This window comes from Neobacillus sp. FSL H8-0543 (genome assembly GCF_038592905.1).
Classification (GTDB): Bacteria; Bacillota; Bacilli; order Bacillales; family Cytobacillaceae; genus Neobacillus.
Genome location: NZ_CP151943.1, coordinates 1,687,720 through 1,712,665, shown reverse-complemented (window position 1 = coordinate 1,712,665; position 24,946 = coordinate 1,687,720). Strand labels below are relative to the sequence as shown.

Genomic DNA, 24,946 nt, shown 5'->3' with positions numbered 1-24,946 from the left:
TCTCAATTAGATAAATATATTCTCAATTAATCTTGACTTTAGCTAATGATAATCGTATTATAAATTAATAATAGTTTTAATCAAGGAGCTGATGTAAATGAGTAGTAACGAGATGCAATCTGAAAATTACTATAAAAAAAATAAAAAGCTTTTTATTTGGGCTGCATCCTTAACCCTGTTTTTTGCTTTAGTTGAAATTATCTATGGATTTATTTCAGGATCCTTAATGATGATGGGCGATGGTGTACACATGAGTTCAGACGCTTTCTCATTGATTCTTTCACTAATCGCAACAATTATGGCTACAAAGGCAGTAACAAAAAATAAAACATTTGGCTACAAGCGATTTGAACCAATCGCAGCATTTATTAATGGTTTAACGTTAGTGATTATCCCTATATTTATAATTGCTGAAGCGATCAGTCGTATGTATAATCCAATAGAAATTATTCCGAACCAAATGTTAGTTGTCGGGACAATTGGTTTAGTTGTAAATGGAATCGTGGGCTATATTTTGACGAAGGCCAATTCTAATTTGAACGTAAAAAGTGCAATGCTTCACGTTTTAGCTGACTTATTTACTAGTGTGAGTGTCGTCATTGCGGCATTGGGTATTAAATATTTTGGACTAACATGGTTAGATCCAATCGGTAGTATCATAACATCGATCATCATTATTGCTGGTGGCGTTAAAATCACAAAAGAATCCTTTAATATATTAATGGAAGGGACCCCTAATGGCTATTCCGTTGATGGGATTAAAAAAACTCTACAAGAAACGAACCAAGATTTAACTGTTGAGGATGTAAAAGTATGGTGTATAAATGAACAAGAAGTATACACTTTAATTAGAGTAAAATCGTCTTCAAAGTTAGTTAATAACATACAAAAAGTGATCAAGGAATTAGTATCAAATCATACCAAAATACCTTTAGATAATATCTATGTCGATTTAAAATAATTGTCTATATGATGCTAGTATATTTTCAAGGACACTTTAATACAGAAATGAAAAAAGCCTAATTTCTTCGCATTAGATTGAGAAATTAGGCCATTTAATATTTAAAATTCATAAACGTCCCCAAAACGGAACCCTTTAACTCCCCCTCGAATCGTCTTTTTTATTCTGTTCATCGAGTGGCAACAATCGATTTTCTTTTATACAGCCATGCCCCAATGAGAAAGGCAAGGGCTCCCCAGAGGATTAATACTCCAATCCCAAACCAAAGGGTACTCGAAAATATGCCTGTTTCATAAACCATACTATCCCTCAAGCCTTCAGCAAAGTAGGTAAGGGGGAGCAGGTTAGAAATCGGCTGCAGCCAGTCAGGCATGGTTTCAATGGGAAAGAACACACCGCTTAAAAACATCATCACAAAGCTAACAATATTGGCAACGCCCATATAGGCATTGGTTGTCGTGCTGAAGGAAGAGAAGAAGTAGCCTAAAGCATTGAAGGAAAGTGCACCGAATAAAAACACCATGATCAGGCTTGGAAAATTGATATAGAGATTGGCGCCAAATATAAACACCCCAATCAGTGACAGCAGCAAAATCTGGATGATGCTGAACAACAAACGCATGACCATATCACTTAGACCGAAAATCCCCATATTTGCAGGTGTCATCCGCAGTCTTTTAATTAACCCTTTGCGGCGCATTTCTACTAAATCAACCATCCCAAACATCCCGCCCTGAGCAATCGATAGGGCAATCATCCCCGTTAAAAGGAAATCAGTGTAGTTTAACTCATTACTTCCAGACGTAAGCGATTCAAACTGAATAGCATAGGTAGGGGCAGCTCCCACAGCGGCTAAGTTTGCCTGTTGAACAAAATTATCAAGAATCCCCGACAGGGCTTGCGTTGTCACCCCTTGCTCATTTTCTTTGTTTACGAGCAGGACAATCGAGGTGTTAGCCTCGGATTCAGGTAAGACAATAGCTGCATCCACATCTTTGTCCTTCACCCATTCTTCTGCTTTTTTTCTGCTAACTGGTTCGCCTGTCTCCACTTCAAGGATGGATAGTTGATTGATTTGGGCTAACATCATTTCTGATGTGGGATTCGGATTTTCTGAAACAATAGCAACTTTTGACTGAAATTCATCCGTTGACGTTCCGCTAAAGATCACCATAAAGATAACCATTAAAATAACGGGGAAGAAAATTCCCCAAAACCAGGCTTGTTTTTCACGGAGGGTTAATTTTAATTGGGCTAAGAACATCTTTTTAAACTGATTGAAATTATTCATGTTAATCCCTCCAATCCTTGCCAGTAAAAGCAATAAAGACGTCTTCCAGACTCATTTCGCGAATGCTTACCTGTTCGACCTGATAATTCCTTTCCTTTGTGAATTTAAACAAGTCATGGAGTGTATCCTCTGGCTTATTTGTCCATAGTTTAAGTGCCGTACCTTCACGCTCCGTTCGGGATACCGACTCCAGAGTTTTCGAAAAAACATCCGCTTCCATTGCAGCTGCTTCCCCATCCAAAAAGGATAATCTTACTTCACGCTCTTTTGTCAGCTGTTCAATGAGGGCGGAGGGGGTATCTAATGTAACGACACTGCCTTGATCGACAATACAAACTCGGTCACTTAATTTTTCTGCTTCTTCCATATAATGTGTAGTCAGTATCGTTGTTTTACCTAATTTTTTGAGCTCGAGGATAATATCCCAAATATTACGGCGGGCTTGTGGGTCGAGTCCTGTTGTCGGCTCATCGAGGAAGATAATATCGGGATCGCTAATCATCGCCAGTCCAATCGCAAGCCGTTGGCGCTGACCCCCGGATAGCTTTGATACTTGATTTTTACGATGTTCAGTTAGATTAATAAGTTTGAGTATTTCCTCCGTCGGCCGAGCCTTATCATAAAAAGTGGCAAATAGATCTAAATTTTCTTCAGGAGTCAAGAGGTCGAACATGGCGCTAGATTGGGGCTGGACACCGATTTTCATCTTAATCGCTGTTGCATTGTTTTCCCAACTCATTTCTCCGAAACGTATTTCTCCCTGATCAGGAGCGACCAGACCCTCAATCATTTCAAGTGTCGTCGTCTTGCCCGCCCCGTTTGGTCCGATGATGGTGAATACTTCTCCAGCCTTTACAGAAAAACTGATGTCCTGTACTGCCCGAATGGCTCCAAATGACTTTTGCAGATTTTTTACTTCCAAAACCGTCATCTATTTCATCCCTTTCATTGAAACATAAACAGGCCAGCCTGTTACTATATAACCACCCTTGTTCTGTATATGTTCATTTAGAGTCATTCATTCGGATTATTCTTTAAAATAATGGCGGTGTTAAACTTGTTTGTTGATTAGCTCTCCAAGTGCTTCGCTTTCCGCAGGTGATCCGAGGATTATCCTCGGCGCTAAGTGATATGTGAGGTCTCCGCTCCGACCTTCTCTACAGGACATTGAATATGCTTCCTTGAATATTCACCGCACGAAGGAAATGCGATAGCATTTTTTGGTGGAGTCCTTCGCACCTTCCGCACCGATCAACAGAGTTATATAATCAACAATGACCTGATAAAGAAGTACTCATGAAGGGTTCATGAGGTCGACTCACAAGAGAAAAACGAAAAAGTGGTACTCATAAAGGGTTCATGAGGTCGACTCACAAGAGAAAAACGAAAAAGAAGTACTCATGAAGGGTTCATGAGGTCGATTCACAAGAGAAAAACGAAAAAGTGGTACTCATGAAGGGTTCATGAGGTCGACTAACAAGAGAAAAACGAAAAAGTGGTACTCATGAAGGGTTCATGAGGTCGACTAACAAAACCTTCTATTAAAAAGTAACTCTTAATATTATATGTTTCTTTGTGGCGCTTCCGCCTTTTGCTCTCTGTTCAACATTCCGTCAAAACATTTCTAACAAACTGTGAACTTAACACTATCTCTATGTTATTAACGCTCGTAATCTAATATAGTGTAAGTATAAAGAACAACTTAATTTTGAAAGGCGGAATGACTTATGTTTATCAATTTTTTAAGAGAAAATAAAATCTCTGCTGCTATTTTAACTATTATTCGTTTATACCTTGGATACGCGTGGTTCACAGCTGGTTTAGGAAAATTAACAGGTGGTGGATTTGATGCTTCAGGTTACTTAGGAAATGCTATTGCAAATCCAGTTAAAGGTCCAGATGGCAACATGGTTTACGGCTGGTACGTAAACTTCCTAGAAAGCTTTGCGTTGCCGAACATTGATGTCTTCAACTTCATCGTTCCTTGGGGCGAAACACTAATTGGCTTAGGATTACTTCTTGGTTGCTTAACAACAACAGCAATGTTCTTTGGACTTGTGATGAACTTCAGCTTCTTCTTAGCAGGAACTGTTTCTCATAACCCAACTGATATATTCCTAGGATTCATTATCTTAACTGCAGGCTACAACGCAGGGCGCATTGGCTTAGACCGCTGGGTGGTTCCGTTCATCCGCAAAACAGCTAAGACGTACACAAATAAAAATAAAGCGGCTGCCTAACAAGCAGCTGTTCCCAAAGGCGATTCGAACCTCCCCCTCGAATCGTCTTTTTTGTTTGGTGACGTTTGTTTGGTGACAGGCACCGCTCGTGGACACTGTCCACCTCAGGCGGACAGTTCGATTTTCATCTCAATAATATATATTTTCGTTGTTTTGTTCCAATTTGCTTTTTGTTCCATATGCTTATAGTAATAAGGGGTGAGTGTAATGAATGAAGAATATTTTGATCTTGAGACGCTTAAGCACATTAGTAATAGACTTGATTTTATTTATGCCACGGCTAAAAGTAATTACAGTGACAACCCTGAATTAATGGATACGATCGAGAATTTAGCTCAAGTAGCCAATATGTTTACATCTATCAAAATCCAGGAGTTAAAAAATCAACCTGTGAAAACACAGAGTCCCCAAGGATATGTTTTGACGAAGCTATCCCACTCCTTTTCCCGAATGAAGGAGTATGAAAAACTAAAGGAAAAAGGATTTCCAACATGGAAACTCTGAAAATTTTCCTGAAATAGAAATAAGGCAATGGGCGAAGCCCATTGCCTTATTTCTATTATGTAAGTCCTAAAAGCTATACTTAATAGAACCGTGTCGGCATTTGCAAATATCTAAGTTAGTTGCCACATTCAAAGGTTAGGAGTATCATTTTATTGATGGGGGGTGCGTACAAGTACCTAAGCGAAACCCAGCTCAAATGTACATCCATGTAAAATAGATAGGATCTAAGACATAACACCAAAATAATATTTGTAGTAGATAAGGGGAAATGAATATGATTCTCGTTGTTGGCGGTGCAGGTTATATTGGAAGCCATCTTGTAAAGGAATTAGTTGAAAAAGAAAAGGTTATCGTTCTCGATAATCTGTCGACTGGCCACCGTGAAGCAGTTGACAGCCGGGCAATTTTTGTTGAAGGCGATCTTGGAGATGAAGAAGATTTACAAATGATTTTTTCTAGTTACCCGATTAAAGCGGTTATGCATTTTGCAGCATTTAGCCTTGTTGGCGAATCAGTGATCGATCCGCTTAAATACTATCAAAATAACGTGGCATCAACCATTACTCTATTAAATGTTATGATGAGAAACAACGTGAAAAATTTCATTTTTTCTTCGACGGCCGCTACTTATGGCATACCGAATGTTGATGTGATTGATGAAAAAACAGTAACAGCACCGATTAATCCATATGGTCATTCCAAATTAATGATTGAGCAGATTCTTGGTGATTTTTCAAAAGCTTACGGATTACACTACGTAGTATTGCGTTATTTTAATGCAGCAGGCGCCCATGAATCTGCTAAGATTGGAGAGAGCCATGATCCTGAGACCCATTTAATTCCGATTATCCTCCAGCAGCTGTTAGGGCAGCGTGATCAGATTTCTGTGTTTGGCACCGATTATGATACCGCGGACGGTACGTGTATCCGCGATTACATTCATGTCACGGATTTGGCAAGTGCCCATATCCTTGCCCTCGAGTCGCTATTGAATGAGGAGAAATCTGCTGAAGTCTACAATCTGGGTAACGGCCTCGGCTATTCAGTAAAAGAAGTCATTGAAACCTGTGAAAAAGTGACGGGAGTGGAAGCGAATGTCGTGATGGCAGACCGCCGAGCTGGAGACCCTGCCAGATTGGTTGCTTCATCAGAAAAGATTTTTACAGAACTGGGCTGGAAAGCAGAACGGAATCTGGAACAAATCATTGCCGATGCCTGGAAATGGCATCAAAAACAGCAATATTAACTTTCCTGATAAGAAAAACAGCAGTGGATTTTTGAAATCCACTGCTGTTTTTCGTTAAAGATACTATTTTTCCAACAGCCATTTTGTAACGGTTAGGGCCTCTTCTTCTGAAAAAAGCCCGCCAGGCATTATTCCCACACCTTCGTTGATGAGTTTTAATAATTCCTCTTCTGAATACTTGCTTGCCATGTTCGTTACTGGCGGCCCCGCTACACCCTCTAAGTTTGCCCCATGACAGCCTAAACAGCTTAACTTATAGAGCCCTTCAGGATCTGTGGGTCTTGCTTCCTTCGAAGTATTGCTGGAACATCCAGCCATTAGTATAAGTGATAGGGCAACAACAGCCCAAAGTTTCTTCATGATGAACCCTCCGTTTTTGAGTCTCTACTAAAACAGCATAACGCTGAAAAATTAACCGAATCTAAAAATAAGATTAAGAATTTCTTAAATCTGTTTATCCTACTAACACGATTATAAATAGAAAAATGATAATAATAGTGTGATAAACTTGAAAAATATCGCACAATTTTTCTGCACTTAGCCTAATTCTTCCAATACAAATAAGCTCCAATATAAACCAATACATGAAAAACCGTGAAGTGGATAAAATTAATGCTATACTTGATTAAATGAAGGTTTGAGAGGGAGTTACAAGCTTATGAAGTTTTTGAAGCCGCAAATGAAACAATTAATAAAAGAAAACAAAGAATTGCAGGGACGATTAAAAGAGTTAATGAACGAGCACCAACTCGAGAAAAACTTTGCCTTAAAGGCGTTGTACCATTCAGAAGTTGCAGAAGGCGGTAAGTATCAATTAGCATATCAAGCACTTGACCAACCCAAAGGGTAGGTCAATTTTTTTTCATATGCTCACTTGTTATGTGGTACGAACTGAAACTTATCTTCGACAAAAAATGTCTGGGAAAACCCATAAGTTCGTTTTTCAATAGGGCTTAATGCTATTTTAACAAATGATTAACTAGGAATAGGTTCGTCAGATGTTGTCGGATTGGCACGAATAGAAGGGACCCGAGCGTGTGACTCGTGTCCCTTTTTCTACCTTATCCAGTAATCATTTTTTCATATACACTCAGTATCGATTGTCCGTAGGTGTCGCCAGGTACGGCCCATTTGCCATTTAAGCCGATCCATGTTGGGGCAGACCCTCTTTTGACGAGATTAAAGCGCGGGTCAACCAATGGGTATTTAGTTGGGAGGGGTTGGGTTGTTGCATATGCGTATAAGTGCTGAAGGTGTCCCAGTACGCCGTCTTTTGGTGTTGCAAAGGTTGCGCCTCGAACGTCGGGCCCTGTTGCACCTATGCCTGCATAGTTGTTTTGCCCGCGTTCGACCACTCCAGTGTAGCGGAAGTAGTTTGTTTCGTGGACGGCTTGAGCAAATGCGACATCTCCTCTAATGCCATAATACTCTCCTAAGGATTTATAATAACTTCCAAGTTCAGGTGCGTTAGGGTTAACCTTTTTCACAAATTGATCCATTTGTTCTGCCGATATTTGTGCCGGACCTAAGATGGTTGAGGGAATGACGGGTGTCGTTCCACGGGTGCTCACATTCTCATTTTCAGCAAGTAGGAAGGCGTCATTTATTCCAGATTTTTTAATCTCAGCTACACGAGTGTTGGCATTTTCGCGACTTGCAAATGCCCCTGCTTGTACGCGGTACCAAGTCCCGCCTGAGATGCTGGCAGTTACCACAAAGGATTCGATGCCCTTTGAACGTAGGAAAATAACGCGCTCGTCTGCGTTTTCTTTTCCTTTGAAGGACCCGGCAATTACTTTGTAAAGGGTACCGGTTGCGGGTGGATTTTTTGGCGGGTCTGCAGGATTTGCGGGTGGTTTAGGCGGTGGTGTTGTTGTTTTCGCCTTTAGTTTAAATGCCTTTGCGACTCCGGTTGCATGTCCTTGGGCAACGCTTTGCCGCCAAGAATTCTGTTTCATTAGAGCGGCATCCTCTGGATTGTCAATAAAACCGTTTTCCGATAAGAAGGCATCCATCTTCGTCTCGCGCAAAACGTGGAAGTTGGCCTTTTTTTGACCGCGATTTATCAATTGATTTAATTTGATGACTTCTGCATGAATTATATCTTGATAGGTTGCTGTTCTTGAAGAGTTAGAAACGCCGCTGTATATATAGTCCTCGTATCCCCGTGCTGAGCTGTTTGCTGCATTACAGTGGATAGATAAATAAAAATCAGCATCCCAAGCGTTGGCCTCATTTGTGCGCTGGCTTAAGCTTTTGGTGGTATCACCTGTCCTACTCATTTTTATTTCTATATTTTCATAACTATTTATCAGGATACTGCGAATTTTTTGGGCAATATCTAGGGTAATATCCTTTTCGCGTATTCCATTCCCTGAGGCACCGGGATCTGTTCCACCATGACCTGGGTCTAAATAGAGTTTCATTCCATCTCCTCCTATATTTTTCTATTTATCATATGGGACAGGGATAAAAAGGTTCCGATTCCGCCCATAAATGGTCTTAAATGAGTCGGTATTCCTACCTCTTCAACCTATATATATAACAAAAGATGCAGAAAGGACAGGTTGCTGAAAAATAAGTTGGGTAAAGACTAGAGTGACACAGTTTGGTGACAGTCACCGCACGTGGACAAATTACAAATTTGTCCGCCTGGAGTGGACAGTAGGTTTTTTGCGTAATCCGTTCTCTTTTTAGCGGGCTTCCCCGCGGGGACTTGCTTTGGCGGTGGCTGTTTTTCTTACTGTAAATAGACTGCCTATCGCTAAAGCGAATAGGACGCCTGCGATATCAAAGCCAATATCAAATAATCTTCCGTCGCGGGTGAAATACAATTGAAGAATCTCGGTTAGCACCGCATAAGATACTGAGAGTGTCAGGATGAAAAGTTTAGACCGGAGGCGGGTTTGAAGTAATGCAGCAAGAATAAAAAAAACGAAGAAATGCCCGGACTTTTGGAGCAGTAGGTTCATGCTCAGGTTCCCTGGGAAGGGGCTGAGAAGCTCAGAAAATAATGGTTTATTATCCCAATGAAACTGAATCAAACCAGACTCAATCAAACCATTAAAACTTGACGTACAAGTAAAAATAAAAATAACACCAACCCAAAACAAAATAAAAAACCAACGCATCAATACCCTCTCCTTCATCACCATTTTTAACATGGAAGGGGGGATTTATACAAAGAGCGGTGCCTGTCACCTTTTGTTGTAAAAAGTGACAGGCACCGCTCTTTTATTGTGGAGTGGTTGTGTTTGGTTCCGCCTGGATGCTGGCAGTTTTGATTTGTCTTGGTTTTTGCTGTTGAATTAGGAAGAGGAAGACGCCAAAGAGGACGAGGACCCCGCCAACGATTTGCCATCCTGCGAGACGCTCTCCTAATAAAATGATTGCTAAAAGTGTGGCTCCGACGGGTTCTCCTAGAATACTCATCGAGATAGTTGTTGCATTGACATAGTTTAAGAGCCAATTATTAATAACATGGCTCACGGTTGGAACAATCGCCAATAGTAGGAAAATTCCCCATTCTTTGGCCGGATAACCACTAAAGGAAACACCTGTTGAGAAGTTATAGATTGTTAGAACTACTGATGCCGAGAGAAAGACACAAAAGCTGTAAATCCAATGCAATACTTTTTTAACGGTAGTTTGCCCGATAAATAAATAACCGACCACGGCGATTACACTTAGGAAGGAAAGGATATCCCCTTGAATCGCAGCTTTACTTAAACCAAAGTCTCCCCAGCCAATCATCACCGCTCCGATGATGGCAACTCCCATCGTCATTAAGGCAGGTGCGTTCGTGCGTTCTTTGAATAGAAAATAGCCACCGACTAACGATACAATCGGTTGTAAGGCTAGAATGATTGTCGAGCTTGCAACGGTCGTTAATTTTAAAGACCCGAACCAAAGGACAAAATGCAGTGCTAAAAAAACACCCGAGCAAATTAAAAAGAAACCATCTTTTTTTGATATTTTTTTAAATTCCGCCCGATATTTCCAAACGATTGGAAGCATCAGAATACTAGCAAACCACATTCGATACATACTTAAAATGGAGGCTGGCGCATCAGACCATTTTACGAAAATTGCTGAAAATGAGATGGCAATTATTGAAATGGTGAGTGGCAAGCCAATTGATTTTGAACGATCTTTTTGTTCCATCTCTTCCCCCTATGATACCAGTAGGCATCTAAATAAATTCAACAATATCAATGCATTAGATAAGTATAATATGGACTGTGTTGGGGGGCAAGAACTTTGTTCCTAGGAAAATTAGCCATAAAAAAAGCAATACGAAAGGGCCAAATCGCATTGCTTTAAAAAGATAGTTTTCCTTAAGTGGTGAAATCAGAAGGCGTCAATTCGCATTGCTTCAGGCAGTGGAGAAGAAGTTGTATTCACTTAAATAATCGGGTAGGTCAAGGAGTGATTCTAATTCGGCAATGGTTCCGCTTGGCTCAATATCAATATCTGTGATGTTATAGCTCCATTCCAGCTCCGTTGGGATGTGAATCGCATTAATCCCAAGCTCGATGGCGGGCTTAATATCCGTTTTAAGGGAATTTCCAATCATCCAAGTAAACTTTTTATCTGAGTTAATTTTGTCAAGCACATCTTGAAGGGCAGAGGAATTTTTATGTTCATAAATAAAAACGCGATCTTCAAAGTAGTTATCTAACGCTAATTGACTAATTTTTCGCGTCTGATTTTCTTTATCTCCACCGGTAAATAAGTGTAGCTGATGGCCATCTTTTTGAAGCGTATTTAACACCTCACACATATAGGGGAATGGCTGGACCTCCGTTTGAAACACACTTTGGCCAATTTTACGGACTCGTTCTATTTCTTTTCCTTCATCCTTCTTTTATGCTTGATACAAAAATACTGATAGGTTTTCACTAACGAATCGATAAACACGGAAGAGTGTAGACCATGTTTTTCAACGCCTTTGACTTCAAGCTCTAACTGCTTCTGGTTTATTTTTTCCTTTGGCAGTGCATGAATCCAAGACTGCATCTGTTTTACAAATTTATCACGGGCATCGTGAAAGTATTTATTACAATGAATCAGCGTGTCGTCTAAATCCAATATTAAAGTGTGTTTTTTCATTAAAAACATTCCTCCTTTAATAATGGTGTAATCTAAGTATATGAGTTAACATTCTGCTTAAATGATTAATAGCAAATCCTATTTTTAAAATAATTCTTCTTAATCAGTTTTCCTGTCATACGATTGACCCGGTAATCAAGTTGTCGTGCTGTATAAAGACCTAGAAACCTCGAAAAAAAATGACTGGGATCGATAGGACCCAGTCATTTTATTATTGTATTACTGATTGCTGTATAGTTTTTCCTTTTGAATGTCTCTAATTTCTAAGGATTCCATAAACCGTGTCATCCTTTTTATCGCTTCTTGGAGCTGTTCCATGGATGTGGCATATGAACAGCGGACATAGCCTTCGCCGCTCTCGCCAAACGCTGTGCCAGGTACAACAGCTACCTTTTCCTTTAAAAGCAGTTCTTCGGCAAATTGTTCCGAAGTAAGACCGGTTTTTTTGATGGATGGGAACACATAAAATGCGCCACCTGGAGTATGGCAATCAAGACCGATGCTGTTTAATGCTTGGACCACATAATTTCTCCGTCTTCGGTAGCTTTTTCGCATATTTTCCACTTCATCAGAGGTATTTCTCAATGCTTCAATCGCACCGTGCTGGAGCATATGCGGTGCACACATGGTGGTGTATTGAAAAATTTTTACCATTTGCTCGACAAATGCTTTTGGGGCAGCTAAAAATCCTAAACGCCAGCCTGTCATCGCAAACCCTTTTGAGAAGCCATTGATTAAAATCGTCCGCTCATACATACCATCGATAGCGGCAAAGCTGGTGTAGTCTTCATCATAGGTTAGCTCCGCATAAACTTCATCAGAAACAAGGATTAAATCATGCTTCTCAATCGCATGGGCAATTTCAGCCATTTCCTTTTTATTTAAACAGGTGCCTGTCGGGTTGTTGGGAGAACAAATCAAAATCGCCTTTGTTTTTGGCGTAACGGCATTTTCAATATGTTCCGGTGTTAATTTAAAGCCATTATCTGCTGTGGTCGCAATCGGAACCGGGTTGCCGCCGGCCATCGCGACTAACGGCGAGTAGGAAACAAAGGCAGGTTCAACAATCAGCACTTCGTCACCTGGATTTAGAATCGCGCGAAAGGCAATATCGAGTGCAAGACTGGCCCCAACGGTCACGATGACTTGATCAATGGGGCTGTACTGAACATCAAAGCGATTCTTTAAGTATTTGGTTATTTCTTGGCGCAGCTCGAGTAAGCCTGGATTCGCCGTATATGAAGTAAAGCCCTCTTCTAAGGATAAAATCGCGGCTTCGCGAATGCTCCAAGGGGTAACAAAGTCTGGCTCACCCACCCCTAAAGAAATGACGTCTTCAATCGAGGCCGCCAGATCGAAAAATTTTCGGATACCAGATGGCTTTAGTTCTTTAACGGTTTCAGAAAAATAATGCTGTGGTGCGTTTCTCATGGAGATACCACCATTCTCCGGTCTGTATCCTTGCTACCGCCGAAGACGACGCCATCATGCTTATATTTTTTTAACATAAAATGTGTAGTAGTCGAGATTACATTCTCAATGGTGGATAGTTTTTCTGAGACAAATGTAGCGATTTCAGTCATGCTTTTTCCTTCAATCGTGAGCGACAGGTCATAGGCGCCTGACATCAGATACAAGGAAGTAACCTCAGGAAAGCGGTAAATTCTCTCTGCCACCTCGTCGAAACCTACCCCACGCTTCGGTGTCACCTTCACCTCAATCATTGCCACAATATTTTCCTTGCCTTCGACCTTACTCCAGTCGATCAATGCCGGATAACTAACAATGATCTTATCGGATTCTAATTTTTTGATGATTTCCATGGTGTTTTCCACGGTGGTGTTAACCATCGCTGCCATCGTTTCAACAGACACCCGATGATTTTCCTCAAGAATCGATAGTACCTCTAACTCCTCATTCGTAAGCTTCATTTCCATCCACCTCAATCTAATAGTTTGTTGATAAATAATATAATACCTTATCTTTCGTATAAATCGATAAAATATTTTAAATGATATAGAAAATTGAAAATTTAATGGGTAGGTAGGAAAACGTAAAACTGAAAGGAGCCAATGACGGATCTGCCCATCCTTTAAAAAATTTCCAATAATACGGGTAAAATGAATCATTTGCTTTAGGTGAAAAGAATCGTTTTATTCGAGAAGCGAGGAAATACGACAAAAAACAACTACATTACTCGAATGTTGTTCGTGAACGTTACGATAAGGTGAAAGGGGGTGAAATTTTGCACTTCCGCCATTTTCTTATATCAAGTCTTTTGGTTGGAGCAGCCATGTTTTTACCAGACAATGCCTATGCCGAGAATAACAAACAAAGTGAAAAGAGGCAATTTGAAAAAGCCTCTGTACATGCTGCTACTTCAGTGAAAACAGAACAGAAAGCTGTACAAGCGAATATCACTGCAAAGGTTGAAAACTCAGCCCCGGTGAAAAAAACTGTCGAGATACCTGAGCCTGCTATTGCAAGTCAAGGTAAGGGAAAAGAGAAGCCTGCAAAGGAAATTCCGAAGCCAACAGCTCCCCAAAAACCAGCTGTGGAGTCGCAGAATATTCCGGATCATGCAAAGGGTGACACGAAGTCAGCGGTGAAAATGGATAAAAATGTTGCTGGATTAGAAATGGCAGAAAAAAATATTAAGTTAGTCAAGAATAAGCTAAAGCCTAAAAAAGCAACGAATGATAATGTAGTAGATTCCTTACATAATACTGATATAGAAGTGAAAAACAAAGCCCAATCGGGGGAAATATTCAGTACGAGCGAATCGAAAGCAACTGTATCAAAAAAAGAGAGTCGTTATGAGCCCACTGTACCAAAGGCGCTAAAACAGGAAAAGACCCCTGCTAGTGAGGAAGAGATTCCTAAGGTTAGCCAAGCGATAAATCCAACGCAGCCAACGAGCAGTTCAGGAGCCCAATCTCATGACCGACTCAGCAACGGACTTAGCACGATAAATTTCTTGGAAAAATGGTTGGTATGGAATAACCATTATGAAATGGTGCTTGTCCAACCTTACCTTTCGCGGTATGCAAGGATGAATAACCAGTGGATTAATGCTCCACCATCACAACCTCCGCAGGAAGCTCCTTTATTAAAAACCGTAACCCGCTGCTAAAAGCCAACGGAAAACGATAATAAAAGGAGCTAATTTAATAATGAAACATTATCTTAATTTTAATAAAGTAGCAAAATCATTTGTACTCGTGGGAGCATTGTCATTTGGAGTTTTTGCTGGTGGCCATTTTACTGAAGCGGCAGGTCCTGATAAAGCAAATACTGAGCATACCGTTCAAGTGAAAAGTGAAAAGGCTAAAGTAAAAACCAAGCAGATTGTTCCAACTGCAACAGCTGTAAAGGTACAAGCTAATGACGAGGTTAAAGTACCCGTAAAAACAAAAAAAGTGAACAAATCACAGGCAAGTGTTCATGCTAGTGAAACGGCAAAAATGCATGCTGCTCCAAACTCAGCCGTTCATGGTAAGGTTGAAAAAGCTGATGATGTAGTAACAGAAGAAGTAATTACAGAACCTGTTCCCGTTCAAGAAGTAGCAGCAGAAGAAGTGATTGAGCTTGAAACGGAAGTAACAACAGAAAATTCTGATACTGATTCAGAAGAAACAACTGAACTTGATAACGATGTTGATGCAAAAACTGAAGATGAAGTAGATGCTCAAGAGGAAGAAACTACTGATCTTGATTCAGATTCAGATTCAGTTGTAAGGAATGAAGATGAAGAAGATTCAAATGAGGATTCGAAATCCGACTCTGATTCGGATTCCAAGAACTTCGAACTTGATACGGATGCCTTCTTAAAAACAGAAGAGGACGAAGAAGAGGATCTTGAAGAAGAAGCGGAAAAAGTAAACCCATCTGCAGCAAACAAAGCAAAATCACAAGCTAGTTTAAAAGCAAGTGACAACGCAAAATTACATGCAGCAGCAAACTCTGCTGTATTAGCTGGTGAAGTAGTAGAAGAAGAAGTGACAGTGGATACCGAAGTAGAACCTGAGGTTGATACAGAAGCTGGAACAGAAGAAGCACCTGCTACTACAGAAGAAGATGCTGAGGTTGGAACAGAAGAAGCACCTGCTACTACAGAAGAAGATGCTGAGGTTGGAACAGAAGAAGCACCTGCAGCTACAGAAGAAGATGCTGAGGTTGGAACAGAAGAAGCACCTGCAGCTACAGAAGAAGATGCTGAGGCTGGAACAGAAGAAGCACCTGCTACTACAGAAGAAATAGTTGCAGAAGCAGTCACTGAAGAAGTAAACCCATCTGCAGCAAACAAAGCAAAATCACAAGCTAGTTTAAAAGCAAGTGACAACGCAAAATTACATGCAGCAGCAAACTCAGCTGTATTAGCTGGTGAAGTAATAGAAGAAGAAGTGACAGTGGATACCGAAGTAGAAACGGAGGTTGATACTGAAGTAGTAACTGAGGCTGATACTGAAGCTGGAGCAGAAGAAACACCTGCAACTACAGAAGAAGATGCTGAGGGAGCTATTGAAGAACCTACTGTTGAGACTTATACAAAAAAATAACTACATTTTAAAAGAAGCCGGGGGATTTTTCCTTCGGCTTTTCATATCCCATAAACTGCTTTATATACGTATTGAAAATTTTGAGGGGATGGGCAGATTGTTCGATATGATCTTTTTTTAGGCCTTTTCGTGCAAAGAAATGTGCTGCTTGAAGTTAAACTTTCTTTGTAGAAGACCCCCTTTTAAATACCATTAATATTAAACTCATAAATGAATATAATGAAATGATAATATATGAAGGACTATAATATTTATTTTCCATACCTCTGCTCTTTGTAATCCTTCAAACTTTCTTTATTAAATTCCACTCGTAAATCAACCAATAGGAGTTGGATGTCCAATGAAACGTATGGCAGAGCCTTTCAAAATCAAAATGGTAGAACCGCTACGTATGATTTCTAGAGAGGAAAGAGAAAAGGCATTGATTGCATCTGGTTATAATCTATTTTCTCTTAAATCTGATGATGTTTACATAGACTTGCTCACAGACAGCGGGACAGGTGCAATGAGTGACCAGCAATGGGCTGGAATGATGCTTGGCGACGAGGCTTATGCAGGAAGCCGCAATTTCATTCATTTGCGTGAGGCGGTAAGGGATATTATTGGTTATCCATTTGTGATACCGACACATCAAGGCAGAGGGGCCGAACAGGTGTTATTCCCGTTAATTATAAAAAGTGGCCAGCATGTCATCAGCAACTGGCATTTTGATACAACACGTGCCCATGTTGATTTTTCAGGGGGAAAGGCGATTGATGTCGTCACAAAGGAAGCGTTTGACACGACAACCCCCTATCCGTTTAAAGGCAATTTTGACCTCGGAAAATTAGAAAGGACAATTTTAGAAAAAGGTCCTGATAATGTTGGCATGATCATCATTACGATCACCAATAACAGTGCTGGTGGGCAGCCAGTTTCGATGGAGAACATCAGAGAAGTATCGCGTATCGCTAAGAAATATCGGATATTTACGGTCATCGATGCAGCGAGGTTTGCAGAAAATGCTTACTTTATCAAGCGCCGTGAAGCGGGCTATGAAAATCATTTGATTATCAATATTATCCGTGAAATGTTCTCCTATGCTGATGCGCTGACGATGAGCGCTAAGAAGGATGCGCTGGTTAATATTGGCGGCATGATTGCTTTCTGCGATAATCAGGCGGAATTGTTCGAGCTAGCCCAGTCAATGGTTGTTCCTTTTGAAGGATTCCCGACCTATGGCGGACTGGCTGGCAGAGATATGGAGGCACTTGCGAGGGGTCTTTATGAAGGGATTGACGAACATTACCTTGAATACCGGATTCATCAAGTAGAATATTTGGGCGCGCGATTGAGGGAGGGAGGAGTCCCCATCCAATTCCCAACAGGCGGCCATGCGGTTTTCGTTGATGCAAGAAAGATGCTGCCGCATATTCCTAGTTCACAATTCCCAGCACAGGTGCTGGCTAATGAGCTGTATTTAGAAACGGGGGTCCGTTCGGTTGAAATTGGTTCTCTGCTAATGGGAAGGGATGCCAAAACGGGTGAGCAGCTGGCAAGTCCGCTTGAGCTTTTGCGTTTAACGATTCCGCGCAGGGTTTATACGTATAATCACATGGACGTGATTGCTGATGGATTGATTGTCGTTAAAAATAGAGCGAGCCGGTTAAAAGGGTTAACCTTTGATTATGAGCCAAAGGTGCTGCGCCATTTCACAGCAAGATTAAAGCCGGTCTAGTAACCATAGGTGACTTTTAAAAAAAGTTATTCTTAAGAAGGAACCATAGGGAAATCTAGGGTTCCTTTTTTGGTGTGGTTAAAGAAAGCTATAGCAGATAGGGAAACTCGAGGTTGTTTCAAAAGATTTCCATCTAGTATAATAGAATGAAATTAGTAATCTAGTGATGCTGAAAATAAGAAAAGGGGAGTGAGCCATATGAAGAGTAAGTTTAGATTGGCCGGGACTATCATTGGGATAATAGCCTGTATCGCGGGGATCGCTTCTTATTTAAGCATCGATGCGAGACGAAGTGTATCGGAAAAAAATGGCTCGGATACTTATAATGTGCAGGCAGAAATTGAAAAAAGCTTTGAGCAAGAAAGCTCAAAAATAGTTATGGTGAAATATGACTACATGGGTAAGGGTGGTTTAATTCAGGAAGTACATGATATGACGCACCAAAAGGTGTATGCAAAGCAAAAATGGGGATCCTCGGAAATTACGGCCGATAAGGTTCAGAAATTGTACGAGGTTGTGATTGACAATCAATTTGAAACGAAAGAAATGCTCCTCGAAATTCTCGAACCGTGGACAAGAGGAGACTTCAGCAACGCCGTCCGTGCCCACAATAAAATCTGGTCCTACCAAAACGGCACCATCGGCAAAGCCACCCGGCTGCTCACACCCGAAGAAGAACTTGCATACATAGAAAAACATTTTAGATAGATAGATAGATAGATAGATAGATAGATAGAGATAGGTGGTGACAGGCACCGCTCGTGTACATTTGTCCTCCTGAGGTGGACAGTTAGTTTCGAATAATTCTTAAAACTTTCAAATGTACGAGGAGTTTTGTTGGGTATTTTTACTATAATGGAGGAGAGGGAAGGGTTTGATTGATGTGTGCCATTGATAGGGGTGTTATATTTTAACGGCAGATGTGTTTACTTTGAGTAATTGGAGGGTTTAGTATGACTAACAATTTCGTAAAAGTACCTGAATATGTGTATTTAGATTCTGTTTTACTCGGTCACGCCAATCAGGAATCAATGAAGGATGTTCATGAAGTTTTGTCTGAGTATATTATCTGTAGGGATAAGGCATTACCCTATTTAAATCGCGGGAAAATAAACACTATACCTATTGATGAGTTAAAGGTGCTTTTCAACCAAACGATTAAATTAGCTGTTGGAATGGAATCGATTTTTGTTCAGCGTCATTACAAAACTATTTTCGTTCAACTTGCTTTGCAGCTAGGATTTTTAATTAAAAGACTTGTGCCCAATAGTTCGCATGCCAAATTTGCTAAAAGTAAATTGGATTTGCTGAGCACGATGGACGTAAGATTAGAAACCAGTCTCCTGCAGCCCTTCTTCACTCAAAATATTAAGGTTTTGGATACGCCTCCACCGGTAGCTAACACAAGTGTGAGCAGTGAAATTGTTTTCTGGGATCTCGATGAGATTAATTATGTAATTACCTATTTAACGGAGTTAGGTTCTAATTTTAAAAGATTCATGGATACATATTAGTGAAGAAGTCTCCCTTTTAAAAAGGGGGCTTTTTTTTTTTTCGTGGACCCAGCATTATAGCTGTGGTCCTTTTCATCTCGGTAGTGTCCGTCAGGGGCGGACAAATGTGTTTCTTTGGTGCCTGTCACCATTTTTTTTAAAATGATGTGTTCTTAATAAAGAATATGCATTATACTTAAAAATAGGTTTATTGATTTATATCTTTGGGCAAAATAGGCGTAGTGATGGCCTGTTTTTATTTGGTTTTTTTGTTCTTTATAAAGGATAAACTCGGGGGTGATGCGATGATTTTGTTATTTCATTATTTGTCGGTATTAAATATCTTCGATGCGTTTATTACCTACTTTGGCTTGGAAAACTCCGTTATCCAAGAGATGAATCCCGTCATGAACCATTTATACGAAACGCATCCAATCCTTTTCCTTTTTACAAAGCTGGCGTTTTCAGCTTGTTTATACCTGTTTATACATTTTAAAAAGGTTCCAACCTCGACTGCAGTAAAGGGTTTAACCGTGTTTGCCTCTAGCTTTTATACGTTAATTTTCTTTCTTCATTGCTATTGGCTTGTTGATTTGCTTTAGAAGGTGTCTGCCCGATAATAGGGAGACGCCTTTTATTTTTGGGATATAATTAAATAATATTTAAAAAATAGATTAACTATTCTACTAAAATAATGTATAATCCACCTATGGCGTACAAATGTACACGCAGGGAGGACAAACACATGAGAAGACTAGGGCTTTTGCCACGAATTATATTAGCTATTATACTTGGGATTATTATTGGAAAAATTGCTCCAGATTGGTCGATTCGCACGCTAGCAACGTTTAACGGCCTTTTTGGCAATTTTCTAGGCTTTGTGATTCCGTTGATTATTATTGGTTTCATCGCACCTGGTATTGGCCAGCTGGGAAAGGGTGCTGGAAAACTTTTGGGTATAACAACTGGCTTAGCCTATCTTTCTACGATTCTAGCTGGGCTGCTTGCCTTTTTCGCTGCTTCGTTTATTTATCCTAAAATTTTGGAGTCTGGCGGATTTTTTAAGGAGTTTGAAAACCCTGAAGAAGCGTTGCTCTCGGCCTTTTTCTCTGTCGATTTGCCTCCTGTTATGGGTGTGATGACAGCGTTGTTGATGGCCTTTTTATTAGGGTTAGGAGTAACATTTGTTAAGGGAGATTCTTTATCGAATGTATTGGTTGAGTTCCAGGTGATCATTGAAAAAGTAATCTCAGCGGTAATTATTCCGCTGTTGCCGATTCATATTCTCGGAATCTTTGCGAATATGACAAACGGCGGTCAGGTTGAAATGATTCTATCTGTTTTTGCAAAAGTATTTGCAATGATTATTATTCTTCATATAGTAATGTTAGTATTCCAATATATCAGCAGCGGAATTGTTGCAGGAAAAAACCCTACTAAGATGTTAAAAGGAATGCTCCCAGCCTACTTTACTGCACTTGGGACACAATCCTCTGCCTCAACCATTCCAGTTACTTTGAGAGCAACAAAGAAAGTGGGAGTCAGCGGAAAGATAGCAGATTTTACGGTGCCATTACTGGCTACGATTCATTTATCTGGCAGTACAATCACCCTTGTCAGCTGTTCGATGGCGATTATGTTCCTAACGGGTGATTCCCTTACACTAGCATCTTATTTTCCGTTTATCTTAATGTTAGGTGTAACAATGATAGCTGCGCCAGGGGTGCCGGGTGGAGCCGTAATGGCAGCTTTAGGTTTATTGGAAACGATGCTTGGCTTTGATCAAACGATGTTAACGCTTATGATTGCTCTGTACCTCGCGCAGGATAGTTTTGGTACAGCATGTAACGTGACAGGAGACGGCGCCATTTCCGTTATGGTTGATAAAATCAGCGGCGGTCGGACAGGGGAAGAAAAAATTGAATTGAAGGTAAGTTGATTATACAAAGTGGCCAACCCAATTGAGTGTTGGCCATTTTTGTGTCATTTTTTTGGTGCCTGTCACCAGTCAATGTAGTATTATTATGTTAGAAAAATATGAAGAGTGGTTGTTTATGAAGAAAACATTGAAGGATGTTTTATTAATATTGATTGGTGCCCTGATTTTTGCGATAGGTGTGAATTATTTTACGATACCAAACCGTCTTTCCGAGGGTGGTATTCTCGGAATTACGATTGTGACCTATTACTTGTTTGAGTGGTCTCCAGGGGTTGTGAATTTTGTTCTAAATGTCGTGCTGCTAGCTGTAGGCTATAAATATTTTGAAAAAAGAACGATGTTTTATACACTTCTTTCGATTGCTTCCTGCTCTGGTTTTCTCTTTTTAACAGAAGATGTCGGTCGTCAGGTAACCGAAGACACATTTTTGGCTGCTATTTTTGCGGGATTATTAGTAGGTGTCGGGTTAGGGATGATTTTTCGAACGGGTGGTACATCAGGAGGATCGACCATCCTCGCAAGGTTGGCTAACCAATTGTTGGGCTGGAGCATCGGTAAGGGCATGCTGATTTTTGATATTTTAGTAGTGGTCGGATCGGTGTTTATCATTGGCTTGGAGAAAGCGATGTATACGCTGCTGGTTGTATACATTGGGGCAAAAGCGATTGATTTTATCGTAGAAGGACTTGATGAAAAGGTAGCGGTTATGATTATTTCCAATTCACCCGAGCGGGTTTTGGAGAGTATTACCCAGAAGATGTCGCGGGGCCTGACCGTTTTGGACGGGCGCGGTGGCTTCACCGGACAGAACAAAGAAGTGCTTTATATCGTCATTAGTAAACAAGAAATTGTCCAGTTGAAAAGCATCATTCATACAATTGATCAAAACGCCTACGTTACCGTCCATAATGTCCATGAAATGATGGGCAAGGGCTATAAAGCATCATAACGGTGCTGAGTGATCTATGGATTTTTTTTAGGAATAAACTCGAAATGAGCTGTGTATTTCTGTATAATATATCTGTTAATGTATAGGTAATTATGCGGTTGAAGGATAATAGCTGCTTTTATGTAGATTTAATATGGAAAGAGAGTGTTCATAATGGGTCGTAAGTGGAATAATATTAAGGAAAAGAAAGCGTCAAAGGATGCAAATACGAGTCGTATTTATGCAAAATTCGGGGTTGAAATTTATGTAGCAGCAAGACGGGGCGAGCCAAATCCTGAATCTAATCAGGCGTTGAAATTCGTCCTAGAGCGTGCGAAAACCTATAATGTTCCAAGACATATTATTGACCGTGCGATTGAAAAGGCAAAAGGCGGTTCAGAAGAAAGCTATGTTGAATTACGTTATGAAGGTTTTGGACCAAGTGGATCAATGGTCATCGTCGATGCATTGACAAATAACGTAAATCGTACAGCTTCAGATGTGCGTGCTGCTTTTGGTAAAAATGGCGGAAACATGGGTGTCAGCGGATCAGTTGCTTATATGTTTGATGCAACGGCGGTTATAGGTATTGAAGGAAAAACAGCAGACGAGGTACTGGAGCTGTTGATGGAAGCGGATGTAGACGTGCGTGATATTTTAGAGGAAGAGGATTCGGTCATCGTTTACGCAGAACCAGATCAATTCCACGCCGTGCAGAGTGCATTCAAAGATGCGGGGATCACAGAATTTACCGTTGCCGAACTAACCATGCTCGCACAAAACGACGTAACACTATCAGAAGACGACCAAGCCAAATTCGAAAAAATGATCGATGTATTAGAAGACCTTGAAGATGTTCAACAAGTGTACCACAACGTAGACTTGGGCGAATAAATTCTCCAAACCAGACCTTTATCAAAGAAAGGTCTGGTTTTTTTTTTCGGTGCCTTTTTTCGGTACCCTTTTGTGGTGCCTTTTTTCGGTGCCTGTCACCACTCGTGGACAAATGTCCTCCTGCGGTGGACAGTAGAGCTTCTGTATTCCGTTAACTAGTCACATTAATAATAATTTGACAGGGGCGGGCATATTCTTTGGTATAGAGAATGTTGTCCAAAGGAGTGTTTTATGGCTAGAAGGTCTGCTCCATCTAAAGGGATTTTACTTGGTATTTTGCTGGTTGTGGTCACTGTTGTTGTTTTTTTGTTCCTGAGGGGAAGTTTACTCTCACCAGGGAAACAGGCAATAGCGGCAGTCGAGGAGTTTTATCAGAATGAACAGGTTGGTGAATTTTCGGGTTCATGGGGGCTTTTCCATTCAACGATGAGGGAAAGGTTCAGTAAAGGTCACTATATTCAAGATCGGGCACATGTATTTATGAATCACTTTGGCGTTGAAACCTTCACCTATACCCTTAGTAAGCCCGAAAAGGTAGATAATTGGAAGATGTCTAAAAAAGGACCAGTCATGAAGAACGTCTACAAGTTTCTAGTCACCCAAACCTACAAAGGAAAATACGGAAACTTCGACCTAAAGCAAGAAGTTATTGCAGTCGAAGAAAAAGGGAAATGGAAAATAGCATGGGACTACAAACAGTAAGCGAGAACGTGCAAACGCACCTCTCGCTTTTTAACTTGGATGGTGACACTATAATGGTGACAGGCACCACTAAAATACATTTGTCCACGTGGGGTGGACAGTTGGTTTTTGAGTTGGCTGGTTGGCTATTACTTGTATGGGTCGTTGACTACTGGTTCATTTTTCGGTATAATTATCTCGAATTCAAGATAATTAATATAGATCATAATTCATCTGATAAAGGGGTGGTTTTGGTGAAGTTGTTAGGCTTGCATCACGTGTCAATCTTAACGGGCAAGGCAGAAAGAAACTTTCATTTTTATACGAAGGTCTTAGGGTTAAGATTGGTCAAAAAGACAGTGAATCAGGATAATACAGAGTCTTACCATTTATTTTATGGTGATGCGAAAGGAAGTCCAGGGACAGAGATTACTTTTTTTGATATCCCGGCGCTTGGTCGTACCTATCCAGGTGTGGGCAGTATTTCCTCTACTTCATTAAGGGTGAGAGATACCGCAGCACTCCACTATTGGGAAGAGCGTTTCAAGCAATTAGGAATTTATCATGAAACGATTGCAAAACGGGCAAATCGTGATTCGCTTGCCTTTCAAGATTATGAGGGGACACGGCTTATTTTAGTGGCTGACAACGGTGAAGCGGGGGTTCGTGCCGGTGAGCCTTGGGGTGGAAGTGATGTTCCAACTGAGCATGCGATTATTGGTTTGGGACCTGTGACATTAACTGTTGCGGTTGCCGAGCCGACTGCCGGTGTATTAACCGAAGTGTTGGGTTTTACACAGGTGGGGGCATATCCTTCACTTGCTGGGGATTTTCCTGAAATTCTAGTCTTTTCTACCGGTGAAGGCGGTACGGGTGCAGAGGTGCATATTGAGTCACGTCCGGATTTACCGAGAGAAAGGGCTGGTCGTGGAAGTGTTCACCATGTAGCTTTCCGTGTTCCAAATGAGGAAGAGTATAATTACTGGGTGGAGCGGATTTCCTCATTCGGGTTCATGAATTCGGGAAAAGTAGAACGCTACTATTTCAAAGCTTTCTATTTTAGAGAACCGAACCATATTTTGTTTGAACTTTCAACCGATACACCAGGCTTCGACGTCGATGAACCGCTTGAAACCCTAGGTGAACAGCTTGCTTTACCGCCATTCCTAGAACCAAAACGCGCGGAAATCGAAGCAAATCTACGACCATTGGACTTAGAGACTGAATGATTCATTAGAACCCAAGAGTTTGATTAGGGTTGTTATAAAGGCTTTTTTACTTACAAGAGATTTGTAAGATGAACACCTCTGAATTGAGGTGTTTTTTTAGAGGTATTTAAACGATGGGAAAAAATGCCATTGAGGGTAGATTTATAATTCTG

General features: G+C 40.6%; 26 protein-coding genes. 16 read left to right on the top strand and 10 right to left on the bottom strand.

The window, feature by feature from the left end; genetic code table 11:
• The first annotated feature begins 97 nt into the window (after positions 1 to 97).
• Positions 98 to 961, top strand: a complete 864-nt coding sequence (locus NSS81_RS08785) for a cation diffusion facilitator family transporter (RefSeq protein WP_342433120.1) — start codon at positions 98 to 100, stop codon at positions 959 to 961.
• A 169-nt stretch (positions 962 to 1,130) separates the two neighbouring features.
• On the opposite strand, the gene NSS81_RS08780 is transcribed toward NSS81_RS08785, so the two are convergent.
• Both NSS81_RS08780 and NSS81_RS08775 read right to left on the bottom strand, forming a co-directional pair.
• Positions 1,131 to 2,252 carry an ABC transporter permease gene (locus NSS81_RS08780; protein ID WP_342433119.1) on the bottom strand — a complete coding sequence of 374 codons (1,122 nt, stop codon included), beginning with the start codon at positions 2,250 to 2,252 and terminating at the stop codon, positions 1,131 to 1,133.
• A 1-nt stretch (position 2,253) separates the two neighbouring features.
• Positions 2,254 to 3,183, bottom strand: coding sequence for an ABC transporter ATP-binding protein (locus NSS81_RS08775; protein WP_342433118.1), 930 nt, complete (start codon positions 3,181 to 3,183; stop codon positions 2,254 to 2,256).
• Between the two features lie 796 nt (positions 3,184 to 3,979).
• Between NSS81_RS08775 and NSS81_RS08770 the strand changes: the two genes are divergently transcribed.
• The 3 genes from NSS81_RS08770 (at position 3,980) to galE (ending at position 6,242) form a co-directional block, all read left to right on the top strand.
• Positions 3,980 to 4,492 carry a DoxX family membrane protein gene (locus NSS81_RS08770; RefSeq protein ID WP_342433117.1) on the top strand — a complete coding sequence of 171 codons (513 nt, stop codon included), beginning with the start codon at positions 3,980 to 3,982 and terminating at the stop codon, positions 4,490 to 4,492.
• Between the two features lie 207 nt (positions 4,493 to 4,699).
• Positions 4,700 to 4,996 (top strand): hypothetical protein, encoded by a 297-nt coding sequence (locus NSS81_RS08765; protein WP_342433116.1) that lies wholly within the window; start codon positions 4,700 to 4,702, stop codon positions 4,994 to 4,996.
• A 274-nt stretch (positions 4,997 to 5,270) separates the two neighbouring features.
• Positions 5,271 to 6,242 carry a UDP-glucose 4-epimerase GalE gene (gene galE / locus NSS81_RS08760; RefSeq protein ID WP_342433115.1) on the top strand — a complete coding sequence of 324 codons (972 nt, stop codon included), beginning with the start codon at positions 5,271 to 5,273 and terminating at the stop codon, positions 6,240 to 6,242.
• A 63-nt stretch (positions 6,243 to 6,305) separates the two neighbouring features.
• Here the strand turns inward: galE and NSS81_RS08755 are convergent, their stop codons facing one another.
• On the bottom strand, positions 6,306 to 6,602 hold the full coding sequence (locus NSS81_RS08755) for a cytochrome c (RefSeq protein ID WP_342433114.1): 297 nt from the start codon (positions 6,600 to 6,602) through the stop codon (positions 6,306 to 6,308).
• Between the two features lie 298 nt (positions 6,603 to 6,900).
• On the opposite strand from NSS81_RS08755, the gene NSS81_RS08750 reads away from it, so the two are divergent.
• A complete protein-coding gene (locus tag NSS81_RS08750; RefSeq protein ID WP_342433113.1) occupies positions 6,901 to 7,092 on the top strand; it encodes a hypothetical protein in 192 nt (63 codons plus the stop codon).
• A 211-nt stretch (positions 7,093 to 7,303) separates the two neighbouring features.
• Here the strand turns inward: NSS81_RS08750 and NSS81_RS08745 are convergent, their stop codons facing one another.
• The 7 genes from NSS81_RS08745 to NSS81_RS08715 form a co-directional block, all read right to left on the bottom strand.
• Positions 7,304 to 8,668: an N-acetylmuramoyl-L-alanine amidase gene (locus tag NSS81_RS08745; RefSeq protein WP_342433112.1), complete on the bottom strand. Its 1,365-nt coding sequence runs from the start codon at positions 8,666 to 8,668 to the stop codon at positions 7,304 to 7,306.
• A 267-nt stretch (positions 8,669 to 8,935) separates the two neighbouring features.
• Positions 8,936 to 9,406, bottom strand: a complete 471-nt coding sequence (locus NSS81_RS08740) for a VanZ family protein (RefSeq protein ID WP_342433111.1) — start codon at positions 9,404 to 9,406, stop codon at positions 8,936 to 8,938.
• A 70-nt stretch (positions 9,407 to 9,476) separates the two neighbouring features.
• Positions 9,477 to 10,406, bottom strand: coding sequence for a DMT family transporter (locus NSS81_RS08735; RefSeq protein WP_342433110.1), 930 nt, complete (start codon positions 10,404 to 10,406; stop codon positions 9,477 to 9,479).
• Positions 10,407 to 10,617: 211 nt separating this feature from the next.
• Complete coding sequence (locus NSS81_RS08730) at positions 10,618 to 11,058, bottom strand: HAD hydrolase-like protein (protein ID WP_342433109.1); 441 nt, start codon at positions 11,056 to 11,058, stop codon at positions 10,618 to 10,620.
• Positions 11,059 to 11,084: 26 nt separating this feature from the next.
• On the bottom strand, positions 11,085 to 11,354 hold the full coding sequence (locus tag NSS81_RS08725) for a hypothetical protein (RefSeq protein ID WP_342433108.1): 270 nt from the start codon (positions 11,352 to 11,354) through the stop codon (positions 11,085 to 11,087).
• A 219-nt stretch (positions 11,355 to 11,573) separates the two neighbouring features.
• Positions 11,574 to 12,785, bottom strand: a complete 1,212-nt coding sequence (locus NSS81_RS08720) for an aminotransferase (RefSeq protein WP_342433107.1) — start codon at positions 12,783 to 12,785, stop codon at positions 11,574 to 11,576.
• Positions 12,782 to 13,285, bottom strand: coding sequence for an Lrp/AsnC family transcriptional regulator (locus tag NSS81_RS08715; protein WP_342433106.1), 504 nt, complete (start codon positions 13,283 to 13,285; stop codon positions 12,782 to 12,784). The genes NSS81_RS08720 and NSS81_RS08715 overlap by 4 nt, the downstream gene beginning before the upstream one ends.
• Positions 13,286 to 13,599: 314 nt before the next feature.
• Between NSS81_RS08715 and NSS81_RS08710 the strand changes: the two genes are divergently transcribed.
• The 11 genes from NSS81_RS08710 to NSS81_RS08660 all read left to right on the top strand — a co-directional run bounded on the left by NSS81_RS08710 (position 13,600) and on the right by NSS81_RS08660 (position 24,794).
• A complete protein-coding gene (locus NSS81_RS08710) occupies positions 13,600 to 14,487 on the top strand; it encodes a hypothetical protein (RefSeq protein ID WP_342433105.1) in 888 nt (295 codons plus the stop codon).
• A 40-nt stretch (positions 14,488 to 14,527) separates the two neighbouring features.
• On the top strand, positions 14,528 to 15,913 hold the full coding sequence (locus NSS81_RS08705; protein ID WP_342433104.1) for a hypothetical protein: 1,386 nt from the start codon (positions 14,528 to 14,530) through the stop codon (positions 15,911 to 15,913).
• A 340-nt stretch (positions 15,914 to 16,253) separates the two neighbouring features.
• Positions 16,254 to 17,630 carry a tryptophanase gene (locus NSS81_RS08700; RefSeq protein WP_342433103.1) on the top strand — a complete coding sequence of 459 codons (1,377 nt, stop codon included), beginning with the start codon at positions 16,254 to 16,256 and terminating at the stop codon, positions 17,628 to 17,630.
• A gap of 198 nt (positions 17,631 to 17,828) precedes the next feature.
• Positions 17,829 to 18,338, top strand: a complete 510-nt coding sequence (locus NSS81_RS08695) for a DUF6241 domain-containing protein (RefSeq protein WP_342433102.1) — start codon at positions 17,829 to 17,831, stop codon at positions 18,336 to 18,338.
• 245 nt (positions 18,339 to 18,583) lie between these two features.
• A complete protein-coding gene (locus tag NSS81_RS08690) occupies positions 18,584 to 19,144 on the top strand; it encodes a hypothetical protein (RefSeq protein WP_342433101.1) in 561 nt (186 codons plus the stop codon).
• Positions 19,145 to 19,428: 284 nt separating this feature from the next.
• The gene (locus tag NSS81_RS08685) at positions 19,429 to 19,725 is read left to right on the top strand and encodes a DUF5658 family protein (RefSeq protein WP_342433100.1); all 297 of its coding nucleotides are present in this window, start codon (positions 19,429 to 19,431) and stop codon (positions 19,723 to 19,725) included.
• A 143-nt stretch (positions 19,726 to 19,868) separates the two neighbouring features.
• On the top strand, positions 19,869 to 21,062 hold the full coding sequence (locus tag NSS81_RS08680) for a dicarboxylate/amino acid:cation symporter (RefSeq protein ID WP_342433099.1): 1,194 nt from the start codon (positions 19,869 to 19,871) through the stop codon (positions 21,060 to 21,062).
• Between the two features lie 115 nt (positions 21,063 to 21,177).
• Entirely contained in the window at positions 21,178 to 22,011 is an 834-nt protein-coding gene (locus tag NSS81_RS08675; protein WP_342433979.1) for a YitT family protein, read from the top strand.
• A 153-nt stretch (positions 22,012 to 22,164) separates the two neighbouring features.
• On the top strand, positions 22,165 to 22,884 hold the full coding sequence (locus NSS81_RS08670) for a YebC/PmpR family DNA-binding transcriptional regulator (protein WP_342433098.1): 720 nt from the start codon (positions 22,165 to 22,167) through the stop codon (positions 22,882 to 22,884).
• Between the two features lie 231 nt (positions 22,885 to 23,115).
• On the top strand, positions 23,116 to 23,586 hold the full coding sequence (locus NSS81_RS08665) for a hypothetical protein (RefSeq protein ID WP_342433097.1): 471 nt from the start codon (positions 23,116 to 23,118) through the stop codon (positions 23,584 to 23,586).
• A 233-nt stretch (positions 23,587 to 23,819) separates the two neighbouring features.
• On the top strand, positions 23,820 to 24,794 hold the full coding sequence (locus NSS81_RS08660; RefSeq protein ID WP_342433096.1) for a ring-cleaving dioxygenase: 975 nt from the start codon (positions 23,820 to 23,822) through the stop codon (positions 24,792 to 24,794).
• Positions 24,795 to 24,946: the final 152 nt, after the last annotated feature.